The 9,822-nt window shown below is 74.0% G+C and carries 8 protein-coding genes and 1 pseudogene; 5 read left to right on the top strand and 4 right to left on the bottom strand.

Annotation, left to right across the window (positions count from 1 at the left end):
* Positions 1–1,876: condensation domain-containing protein (locus AB0O67_RS34250; RefSeq protein WP_365458944.1), on the top strand; the 1,876-nt coding region annotated here is incomplete at its 5' end.
* Positions 1,877–1,896: 20 nt separating this feature from the next.
* Positions 1,897–2,106 (top strand): MbtH family protein, encoded by a 210-nt coding sequence (locus AB0O67_RS34255; protein ID WP_365458947.1) that lies wholly within the window; start codon positions 1,897–1,899, stop codon positions 2,104–2,106.
* A 47-nt stretch (positions 2,107–2,153) separates the two neighbouring features.
* Here the strand turns inward: AB0O67_RS34255 and AB0O67_RS34260 are convergent, their stop codons facing one another.
* The 4 genes from AB0O67_RS34260 to AB0O67_RS34275 form a co-directional block, all read right to left on the bottom strand.
* Positions 2,154–3,224 (bottom strand): iron-siderophore ABC transporter substrate-binding protein, encoded by a 1,071-nt coding sequence (locus tag AB0O67_RS34260; protein ID WP_365458950.1) that lies wholly within the window; start codon positions 3,222–3,224, stop codon positions 2,154–2,156.
* A 71-nt stretch (positions 3,225–3,295) separates the two neighbouring features.
* Positions 3,296–5,074, bottom strand: a complete 1,779-nt coding sequence (locus tag AB0O67_RS34265) for an ABC transporter ATP-binding protein (protein ID WP_365458953.1) — start codon at positions 5,072–5,074, stop codon at positions 3,296–3,298.
* The gene (locus tag AB0O67_RS34270; RefSeq protein ID WP_365458956.1) at positions 5,071–6,822 is read right to left on the bottom strand and encodes an ABC transporter ATP-binding protein; all 1,752 of its coding nucleotides are present in this window, start codon (positions 6,820–6,822) and stop codon (positions 5,071–5,073) included. Before AB0O67_RS34270 ends, AB0O67_RS34265 begins: the two co-directional genes overlap by 4 nt.
* Before the next feature lie 63 nt (positions 6,823–6,885).
* The gene (locus AB0O67_RS34275; RefSeq protein ID WP_365458959.1) at positions 6,886–7,443 is read right to left on the bottom strand and encodes a hypothetical protein; all 558 of its coding nucleotides are present in this window, start codon (positions 7,441–7,443) and stop codon (positions 6,886–6,888) included.
* A gap of 69 nt (positions 7,444–7,512) precedes the next feature.
* On the opposite strand from AB0O67_RS34275, the pseudogene AB0O67_RS34280 reads away from it, so the two are divergent.
* The 3 genes and pseudogenes from AB0O67_RS34280 to AB0O67_RS34290 form a co-directional block, all read left to right on the top strand.
* Positions 7,513–8,004 (top strand): annotated as a pseudogene (locus tag AB0O67_RS34280) (amidohydrolase family protein); the annotation flags it as partial.
* A 66-nt stretch (positions 8,005–8,070) separates the two neighbouring features.
* Entirely contained in the window at positions 8,071–8,901 is an 831-nt protein-coding gene (locus tag AB0O67_RS34285) for a hypothetical protein (protein WP_365458962.1), read from the top strand.
* Positions 8,902–9,141: 240 nt separating this feature from the next.
* Positions 9,142–9,822, top strand: a 681-nt coding sequence (locus tag AB0O67_RS34290) for a Gfo/Idh/MocA family oxidoreductase (RefSeq protein WP_365458965.1), incomplete at its 3' end; no start/stop codon positions are given.

Below are 9,822 nucleotides of genomic sequence, written 5' to 3' on the forward strand. Positions count from 1 at the left end.
CCCGCGCAAGCTCCTGGTGGCCTATGTGATCCCGGCCCCGGGCACCGCCCCGGACCCGGGGGCACTGCGCGGTCATGTCGCCGCCCGGCTCCCGGACCACATGGTCCCGGCGGCCGTGGTCACGCTGGAGCGGTTCCCGCAGCTGGCCAACGGCAAGCTCGACCGCGCCGCGCTGCCCGCGCCGGACTTCTCCGCACTGTCCTGCGGCCGCGCGCCGGCCACCCCCATGGAGGAACTGCTCTGCACGGTCGTCGGCGAGGTGCTGGGGCTGGAACGGGTCGGTGCGGACGACGACTTCTTCGCCCTCGGCGGTGACAGCATCGTCGCGATGCAGCTTGTCGGCCGCGCCCGCGCGGCAGGCATCCGCATCACCCCCCGGCAGGTCTTCCGGCACCGCACGGTCGCCGTGCTGAGCACGGTCGCCGAGGCCGCCGGCGAGGGCTCCCGCCCGGTGGACGACGGCACCGGAACCGTGCCGCTCACCCCGGTGATGCACTGGCTGCGCGAACTGGGCGGCCCGTTCGCCACCTATCACCAGGCGGCGCTCGTGCGCACCCCCGCACAGCTGGACCTGCCCGGCCTGACCGCCGTGCTCCAGGCGCTGGCCGACCGGCACGACCTGCTGCGGGCGACCCTGGTGCGGTCCTCGCCGGACACCACGGAGGACTGGTCGCTGCACGTGCCGCCCGCCGGCGCGGTCGACGCCGCCGGGTGGATCGATCGCGTGGACGTGGCGGGCCTCGACACCGAGGCACTCGCCGCGACCGTACGGGACCAGGCGCACGCGGCGCGGGCGCTGCTCGACCCGGACGCGGGCGCCATGGTCAGGGCCGTGTGGTTCGACGCGGGCGACGCGCCGGGACGGCTGCTGCTGATGGCCCACCACCTGGTGGTGGACGGCGTGTCCTGGCGGGTGCTCCTGCCCGACCTGGCGACGGCCTGGCAGCAGGTCGCCGCCGGGCGGCCGGCGCGGCTCGCCCCCGTCGAGACGTCCTTCGCGCGCTGGTCGCGGCTGCTGACCGAACTGGCCCAGGACCCGGCCAGGGAGGCGGAACTGCCGGTCTGGACGGCCGTCCTGGACGGCGGTACGGAACCCTTCCCGCTCGCCCGCGAGCTGGACCCGGACCGCGACACGACGGCCACCCAGCGGGAGGTCGTCCTGCGGATGCCCGCCGAGCACACAGGTCCGCTGCTGTCGACGGTGCCCGCCACCTTCGGGGCCGGCGTCAACGACGTGCTGCTGGCCGCACTCGCGCTGGCCTTCGCCGACTGGAGGCGACGCCAAGGCGGCTCGGACACCTCCGTCCTGGTCGACCTCGAAGGCCACGGCCGCACCGAGGAACTGGGCGGCGACGAGATCGACCTCTCCCGTACGGTCGGCTGGTTCACCAGCGTCTTCCCGGTCCGGCTCGACCCCGGACCGGTCGACCCGGCCGACGCCTTCGCGGGCGGCCCGGCGGCCGGGGAAGCCGTGCGACGGGTGCGTGAGCATCTTGCCGCGCTGCCCGCGGGCGGCGTCGGGCACGGCATGCTGCGGCATCTCAACCCCCGCACCCGCGAGGTGCTCGCGAGCCGCGAGGCGGCCCGGATCGAGTTCAACTACCTCGGGCGGTTCGGCATCCCCGGGGAGACGGACTGGTCGTACGCGCCCGAGGAGGACGCGGCCGACATCGGCCCCGAGGGCGCCATGCGCGAAGGCCACGCGCTGAGCATCAACGTGGTCACCGAGGACCGGGCGGACGGGCCGGTGCTGGCCGCCCACTGGTCCTACCTGGAAGGACTGCTGCCGCGCGAGACGGTCCAGGACCTGGCCGAGACCTGGTTCAGGGCGCTGGAAGGGATCGTCGCGTGGGCGGAGCGGAACACACGGTCGTGAACCATGAGGAGAGGAAGAGCATGAGCAATCCGTTCGAGGACCCCGAGGGTGTCTTCCTGGTGCTGGTCAACGACGAGAACCAGCACAGCCTCTGGCCGGACTTCGTCGACGTGCCGGCCGGCTGGCGGGTGGTGCACGGGCCCGCCGACCGGCAGTCCTGCCTGGACCACGTCGAGACCCACTGGAGCGACATGAGGCCGCGCAGCCTGGCCGAGGCCATGGACGGCTGAAACGACTGTGGGGCGGTCCCCATGGACCGCCCCACAGCCTTGCCGGTTCACGACGCGGGCTGTTCCACCTTCGTCCCGGTCTTGCCGTCGACCGCCGCCGCCAGCTGCGGTACCAGCCGTTCGACCACGTACCGCAGGCCGAGAACAGTGCCCATGGACAGCGCGTTGCCGTAGTCGCTGCTCTCGCTGACGTAGACCTCGCGGCCCTCCCTGACCACGTCAAGGTCCTTGTAGGAGGGGTCCTTGTGCAGCTTGTCGGCGTCCTTGGTCACGTCCGCGACCTGCCACACGAGGGCGTCCCGGTCGAGCAGGTCGGTGCGCTCCTTGCTGATGTTCGCGCCGAACTGGTCCCCGATCACCTTGTCCAGGTCCGCGGGCAGGGAGAACCCGAGGTCGGTGAGGAGATGCGACCGCGGGTCCTGGCTGCCGAAGACGAAGATGCCCTCGTACGGTGTGGCCATCACGGCCGTCCGGCCCTTGAACTCGGGGTGCTCCTCGACGGCCGCCTCGATCTGCGCCTCGGTCTCCTTGACGGCCGCGGTGGCCTCCTCCGGCTTACCGAGCGCCTTGCCGATCGTCTCGGTCTGCTCCTGCCACGGCACGCCGTAGTCGTTGTACTTCTTCGGCTGGGCGACCACGGGCGCGAACTTGGACAGCGACTCGTACTGCTCCTTGGTGAGTCCGCCGTACACCGCGAGGATCAGGTCGGGCTTGAGGGCGGCGATCTTCTCCACCTGGGGGCCGGTGCCGGTGTCCTTGAGGACGGTCGGTACCTCGGCGCCGCCGAGCTTGTCGTCGGCCCAGGGGCCGATGGCGCCCTTGTAGCCGCCGAGCCACTCGGTGGTGCCGACCGGCACCTTGCCGAGCGCCAGGACGGCGTCCTGGTCGGTGAGGCCGACGGTCACGATCCGCTTCGGCTCGGACTTGATCGTCGTACTGCCGTACTTGTGCGCGACGGAGACCGGGAAGGCGGACTCTCCGGAGGAGCTCGCCTGCGCCCCGGCCCCCGATCTGCCGGAGTCCGAGTCGTCACCACCGCAGGCCGTGGCGGCGGTCATGAGCAGGAGGGCGGAGGCGAGGGTGGCGGCGAGCCGTGGTGCTCTGCGGGAGCGGAACATCGGTGGTCCTTCGTTCTTCGGGTTCCTGTGGAGCCGGTCGGTGCGGGGGGTCTCGGAGTGTGTCCGTGGGGTCAGGTGCCGGTGTCGCGGGTGTCCGACCAGGCCCGCCAGATGGCGGCGTAGCGTCCCTGGGCGGCGCGGAGTTCGTCGTGCGTGCCGGTCTCGACGACGCGTCCCGCGTCCATGACGACGATGCGGTCGGCGGTCGCCGCCTGGCTGAGCCGGTGGGCCACGATCAGCGCGGTGCGGCCGTCGACCGCCTGCGCGACCGCCTTCTCCAGGGCGCGCGCCCCGGCGCTGCCCGCCTCGGCGGTGGCCTCGTCGAGGATCACGAGGGGCGGATCGGCCAGGATCAGCCGGGCGAGCGCGAGAGCCTGCGTCTGTGCGCCGCTGAGCCGGTGGCCGCCGTCGCCGACGACGGTGGCGAGACCGTCGGGCAGCGCCTCGGCCCACGCGAGGGCGTCCACCCGGTCGAGCGCGGCACGCAGTTCGCCGTCGGTGGCGTCGGGCTTGGCGAGGCGCAGGTCGTCGGTGAGGGGACCGGCGAAGACGTGGGTCTCCTGGGTGATCAGGGCGACCGTGCGGGTGGCTGCCGCGCCGAGTTCGGCCGGTGGCACACCGCCGATGAGGACGGCCCCGGCGGTGGGTGGCTGGATGCCCGCGACGAGCCGGGCCAGCGTGGTCTTGCCGGCGCCGCTGGCACCGACGAGGGCCACCCGCTCGCCGTGCCGGATCGTCAGGTCGATGTCGTGCAGGACGGGATGTCCGGGCCGGTACGCGTGACCAAGGCCCCGCACGGTGACGTCGACGCCGCCCGCCCGGACGGAACCGGTGCCCTCCGGGGGCGGCGGCTGGTCGGTGACCCCGACGAGCCGCGACAGGCCCGCCGTGGCCGACTGGGCGTCGTCGAGGAGGACGAGGGCGGCGTTGACCGGGGTGAACAGGCTGTGGAAGTACAGGGCGGCGGCCGTCGCCGTGCCGATGGACGCCGAGCCGTCGCGGACGAGCCAGTACCCGGTGAACAGCACGGCGGCGAGCCCGGCGTACTCGGCGATGTGCAGACGGCTGTAGAAGCCCAGCACGAGCTGGACCCCGCGCATCGTCAGCGCCACCACCGACCAGGACCGCTCGGTGACCCGCTCGGTGTGCTCCCGCTCCAGCCGGAACGCGCGCACGGTGGAGCTGCCCGCGATGGTGTCGAGCAGTTGCTGCTGCTGCGCGCCGGCGGCCCTGCGCTGCTCGGCGTAGAGCGGGACGGCGCGGGACACGTACCAGCGGGCGGTGGCCGCCTGCACGGGCACCGCGATCAGGGCGGCCAGCAGGAAACGCCAGTCGAGCACTGCCAGTGCGCCCAGGGTGAGGACGATGGTCAGCAGCGAACGGGCCAGTTCTGGCAGGGCGTTGCGGATGGCCTCGGCGATGAGCGAGACGTCGGCGGTGACCCGCGCGGTCAGGTCACCGGCGCCGGCCCGCTCGACCCGCTCCAGCGGCAGCCCCAGCGCCCGCTCCACGAACCGCTCGCGCAGCCGGGCCAGGGTCGTCTCACCCAGCCGGGAGATCAGCGACAGTCCGAACCCGGCGGTGACGCCCTGCGCCACGGCGACGGCGAGGAGAAGCGCCGCGGTCGTGGTGACGGCGTCCACGGAGCCGCGGTCGGCGGCCAGGTCGACGATCCGGCCGAGCAGCGGCTGCACGAGCAGCCCGACGGCGGTGGAGGCGACCAGCACGGCGAACGCGGTGAGGGCCAGCGGCCGTTGCGGCCGCAGCAGTTCGGCGACGGCGGCCCGGGTGCGGGCGGGCGTGGCGACAGGCAGGAGGGGCGGCTGCGCACCCTTGCCGGGCTCGGTCATGCGAGGACCGCCGTCCGGTAGGCGGCGCGGTCGTGCACGAGCCGGTCGTGGGCGCCGGCCGCGGTGACCCTGCCGTCCTCGATCAGGACGACCCGGTCGGTCACGGCGAGCAGCGCGGGGCTGTTGGTCACCAGGACGGTGGTGCGGCCGCGGCGGACGTCCCTGATCCCGGCGGCGATGCCCGCCTCCGTGACGGCGTCGACGGCCGTCGTGGGTTCGTGCAGCACGAGGACCGGCGCGTCGGCGGCCAGCGCCCGGGCGAGGGCCACCCGCTGCCGCTGGCCTCCGGAGAGGGAGCGGCCGCGCGCGGTGACGGCCGTTCCGGTGCCGTCGGGCAGGGCGCGTACGACCTCGTCGGTGCCCGACGCGGCGATCGCGGCGGTGACGGGTACGGCGGTCGGGGTGCCGAGCGCGGCGGTATGGGTGTCGGGCGTGGCGGTGGGGGTGCCGAGCGCGGCGGTGACGTTGTCGAGGAGCGTGCCCTCGAAGAGGTCGGCGTCGTGCTCGGCGACGAGTATCGCGGCCCGCACCTCCGCGAGGCTCAGCGCGGGCAGTGCGGTGCCGTCCAGTTCCACGGCCCCGCCGGCCGGGTCGGCGTGGCGGCCCAGGCACCGCAGCAGGGCCGTAGCGTCGGCGGGGTCGGTGGTGACCACCCCCACCGTCTCGCCCGGGGCGATGTCCATGTCCATCTCGCGCAGGGAGCCGTAGGAGAGGCCGCTCAGCCGCAGCCGGCCCGCGGTCCGCCCCGGTACGGCGCCGCGCTGCGGCGGGCCCGGCGACACCGCCCGGCCGGCGTCGAGCACCTCGGCGATCCGGGTGGCGGACGCCCGGCCCTGCGCCAGCTCCGCGTTGACCCAGGAGAACTCGGAGAGCGGGCCGATGAGGAAGAGGGCGAGCGCGACGGACGAGACGAGTTCGCCGAGGCTGATGTCGCCGCGCGCGGTGAGCCGCCCGCCGACGAGCGCCACCAGCGCGAGGAACGCGCCGGTGAGGATGGTGACGACGCCGTTCTGCCAGGCCTCCGCACGGGCGGCGCGCAGGGTGGCGGTCAGCGACTCCTGGCTGGTACGGCGGTAGCGGGCGACGGCCGCCGGTTCGGCACCGATGCCCTTGAGCACCCGCAGCCCGGCCACCAGGTCCGCGGCGACGCCCGAGGCCCGCGCCGCGCGCTCCTGCTCGGTCTCGCTGCGCCGTTCCAGGGGCTTGCTCAGCAGGTGCACCAGCCACAGCAGCAGCGGTGTGCCCAGCAGGACGAGCAGGCCGAGGGGGAGGGAGATGCGCAGCAGGACGACCGCGCCGACCACGAGGCCGGTGGTGGCCCCGATGCCGACGATGAGGGCCATCGTGACGGCGCCGACCCGCTTGGCGTCCTCGGTGGCGGTGTTCGCCAGCTCGCCGGGCAACCGGCCTTCCTCCGCGCCACCCTCGGGGGCGAGGACGCGGCCGACCAACCGGGTCCTGAGGCGGTGCGCTGCGGTCACGGAGGCGCGCTCGCCGGCCCGTGCGCCGAAGCGGAAGCTGTAGGAGAGTCCGACGTAGACGACGGCCAGGACACCGAGCCACAGCAGCAGCCCGCCGGCGTCACCGGCCACGACGCCTCGCTCGACGGCCAGTCCGATGAGCACCGGCACCAGGGCCTCGCCCGTCTGGTGGCCCATGCCCAGCACCGCCCCGAGCACGACGTCCCGGCGCTGCCCGCCCACCGCACCCCACAGGACACGCCGTCCCGGCAGGTCCGCTCTTCTCACGCATCCCTCCGGAAGGGGGTTCGCGGCGCTTGCACCGCGCGCACAAAACTTAGGTAAGGCTAATCAGATCTGGCGCTGGCGGCTACCCCCTTGCTGATTGGCGGGGGCGTCGTCCACACGGACGAGCCGGTACCGGTGTTCGTAGGTCGAACCGCCGCGCCGTTCGGCCCGTTTGGACCGGGAGCGGCGGGCCGCGAGGATCAGCGCGTTCACCTTCGGGCGCTCCTTGCGCAGCCGGTAGAGGGCCGTACGGGGCATGCCGGCGAGCGCGGCGGCGGACGCGTGCTGGGCGCCCGCGCGGATCGCCTGGAGGAGCACGAGCAGCGCGACGGGGGTCGGCGGACGTGCCGCGCCGTTGCCCTCGGGCGCGTGGGAGTAGGCCAGGGCGCGCGCGCCCGACATCGCCGCGGCGAACGACGGGTTGCGGTCCTGCCAGTTGTGCAGCAGCCGTTCCGGCACCCCGGCGGCCGCGGCGCAGCCGGCCGGGCCGAAGCCCAGGGCCGCCGCCCGCACGGCCTCGGCCATCCGGGCCAGCGTCTCCTCGCGCAGGCTCGGACCGCGCCCGAGGGCGGCGAGCAACTCGTCGTCGATTCCTTGTTGCGCGTCGATACGCGCGAGCACACCATCGGCCCAGGCCGCCAACTCGCGGTCGGGGCCCACCGTTTCCTCCACGGACGCCCCCTTAGGCACCAGCTGCCCCGGCTGGCCGCGCTCGGCGTCACCGTCGTCGTCCAGCCCAACTTCCTGCGCTACTACGGGGACGACTACGCCACGGTCATGGGGGACGACAGGGCCGGTTGGCTCTACCGCGGCCGCGGCTTCCTCGACCATGGCGTCAGGGTGGCGGGAAGCTCGGACCGCCCGGTCGCCGACGGCGCGCCGCTGAGGGCCGTCCAGTTCATGGTCGAACGCGCCTCGGAGTCGGGCCGGGTCATCGGTCCCGACGAGTCGGTCACCGTGGACGAGGCCCTGCGGGCCTACACCGTGGACGCCGCCCACGCCTGCCACTGGGAGTCCGACGCGGGCAGCCTCACCCCGGGCAAGCGGGCCGACCTCGTCGTGCTCGGCGACGACCCCTACCGGGTGGATCCCTCCCGCATCGCGGACATCGAGGTACTGGGGACGTTCCTGGAGGGCGCGAGCGGCAGCGAGGGCAGGAGCGGGGGCGACGGCGGGCGCTGACCGGCGGGACCCGCCGCGTCGGCCGCGCTCCACGCGGGCGCACCCCCGGCGCATTAGCCTGCGGTCATGGGACCCGGCCTGCTGTTCGCGCTGTGCGCCGCCCTCTTCATGGGAACGGCGACCGTGTTCCAGGCACTCGGCGCGCGCAGGGTGGGTCCCGGGGGCGCCGGCGCGGCGGTGCGGGCCACCTGGCAGTGGCCGTTCATCGTCGGGGTCGCCCTCGACACGCTGGACTTCGCCGCCGAACTGATCTCCCTGCGCTCGGTCCCGCTCTTCCTGGTCGAGGCCGCGGTGGCCGGGGCGCTGGCCGTCACCGCGATCGTCTCGGCGTTCGTGCTGCGCATCCGGTTGCGCCGGGTGGAGTGGGGCGCGGTCGTCGCGGTGTGCGGAGGGCTCGCGGTGATGGCGATCGCGGCCGGCCGGGAGACCGGCGGCGACGGCGACATGAGAATGCGGCTCGCGGTCCTGGTGGGCTCGGTGGGGCTCGCCCTGGTGAGCTGGGCACTGGCCCCGCGCCTGGGGAACGTGCGCCACCGCGCGGCCGTGCTGGGCGGCCTCGCCGGGATCAGCTTCGGCGTGACGGCCGTAGCGGCCCGGCTGATGCCGGGACTGTCCCTGCCCGGCCTGCTCGCCGACCCGTCGGTGTACGCCGTGGTCCTCTCCGGGATCACCGGCTATCTCCTCCTGATCGAGGCCCTTCAGTCCGGCTCCGTCACCTCCGCCACGGCGGCGATGGTCATCGGGGAGACCGTGTGGCCCGCTCTGTTCGGCATCGTCTGGCTGGGCGACACCACCCGCCACGGGCTGGCGCCGCTGGCCGTCGCCGGTTTCGCCGCCTCCATCGCGGGCGCCCTCGCGCTGGCCCGCTTCGGTGAGGCTGAGGAGCACGCCTCGTAGCGGCACCGGGCCGCCCCGCCCGGTGCGGCCGTGTCTCGATCCGCGCCGCCGTCCTGCTCCTCACCCTGCCGCGGCACCCGTCAGGCCTGATCAGCTCCACCGCACCCTCATGGCACCCCGGATGCTCGTTTCTGCTCGCAACGGCCTCTCTTCGAGCACCTATTGACACTCCGTCGTCCGATCGACAAAGTCGTTCGGCAACAAGAGCTGTCGGCCACCCACAAGGGAGCGTTCAGCGCCATGCATGAAATCCCTGCTGTCTCACGCCGTACTCTCATGGGCGGAGCCCTGGCCTCCGGTGCCGTCGTCGCGGGGCTCGGCACCACGGCCGCCGCCGCACCGGGCGCCGCCCCCGCCGCCGACGCCCCACCGGCCCGGCGTCACGGCCAGAAGTCGATGATCGACGTCCCCTTCGACCCGTACCGGACGGTCCGCGTCGCCCTGATCGGCCTCGGCAACCGGGGCCATGGCATGGCCTCGGGATGGGCCGCCGTCCCAGGCTGCACGGTGACGGCCGTGTGCGACATCCGCGCCGACCGCGCCCGACGAACCGCCGACAAACTGGTCGCCGAGGGCCGCCCCCGCCCCGCCGAGTACGGCGGCTCCGCCGATGCCTACGCACGCATGCTGCGCCGCGAGGACATCGACCTCGTCTACGTCGCCACCCCCTGGGAGTTCCACTACGAGCACGGCCGCGCCGCCCTGCTGTCCGGCAGACACGCCATCGTCGAACTGCCCGTCGCCACCGAGCTGCGCGAGCTGTGGGACCTCGTCGACACCAGCGAGCGGACCCGTCGGCACCTGTTCCTGTCCGAGAACTGCAGCTACGGCCGCAACGAGCTGGCGATGCTCAAGATGGCCCACGACGGCCTCTTCGGCGACGTCACCAACGGCCACGGTGGCTATCTGCACGACCTGCGC

This window comes from Streptomyces sp. NPDC086077, from assembly GCF_040686175.1.
In the GTDB taxonomy this organism is placed as follows: Bacteria; Actinomycetota; Actinomycetes; order Streptomycetales; family Streptomycetaceae; genus Streptomyces.